Annotated in this window: 3 protein-coding genes; all 3 read right to left on the bottom strand. The window is 42.6% G+C overall.

From position 1 onward, the window contains the following. The coding region (locus tag FH871_RS34370; RefSeq protein ID WP_212768308.1) for a DUF1129 family protein at window positions 1–260 on the bottom strand (260 nt) is incomplete at its 3' end. Continuing rightward, on the bottom strand, window positions 182–430 hold the full coding sequence (locus FH871_RS34375) for a DUF1129 family protein (RefSeq protein ID WP_212768306.1): 249 nt from the start codon (window positions 428–430) through the stop codon (window positions 182–184). The genes FH871_RS34375 and FH871_RS34370, both read right to left, overlap by 79 nt. 29 nt (window positions 431–459) lie before the next feature. Beyond that, a partial coding sequence (locus tag FH871_RS34380) for a CorA family divalent cation transporter (RefSeq protein ID WP_305036611.1) occupies window positions 460–780 on the bottom strand: 321 nt, incomplete at its 5' end.

Raw genomic sequence — 780 nt, forward strand, 5'->3', positions numbered from 1 at the left:
TGTGCTGAGGTCTTACCGCTGGTTAGGTTGACGAAACCGTAAAAGAGCGAGAAGCCGCCAAAAAAGAGGAGACTGCTATCCATCCACATAAGCCAAGGATTTTTATTGGTAGCTGAATCTATAGCTTGACCGTTCTCAACAGTTTTAGTACTGAAGGATTTGGCCCAAGCGGTTGGGGCTCCTAAAAGGTAGCGGGCCGTATTTCCCTGCTTTTGATTTTCAATGATAGTCGGGAGAACCTCGTTAAAAATGGCTTCGATTTCTTCATCACTTTTGCCGTCTTTCTTAANTTTTGATTTTCAATGATAGTCGGGAGAACCTCGTTAAAAATGGCTTCGATTTCTTCATCACTTTTGCCGTCTTTCTTAAATTGGTGGGTGGCAATAGTAACAAATTCTTGGTTTTTCTTGGTTAATTCTTGTAAATCCATGGTAGGATGACTCCAATCTAAGTAACTTTTTAGAACCAGCGTTTGCGGATGAAAAAGATAACGGCTGTGGCACTCAAGGCCGTGGAAATTGCAGCGATTACCCAAAAGGCGTGGGGCAGACCGTTGAGGGGAAGCCAGTTATTTTTGAAGTTCATCCCATAGGCTGAGAAGATAACGGTTGGAATATCCAAGGCCATGGTCATTAGGGCCAGGGTCTTCATAATGGAATTCTGATTGTTGGAAATAATGGAAGCAGACGTCTCTGTCATGATATTGAGGACATTTTCATAAATGCTAGCCATTTCGATGGCCTGTTGGGTTTCAATTAAGCTATCTTCCAAGAGATCTTC

This window comes from Larkinella sp. C7 (assembly GCF_006149005.1).
Lineage (GTDB): Bacteria > Bacteroidota > Bacteroidia > Cytophagales > Spirosomataceae > Larkinella.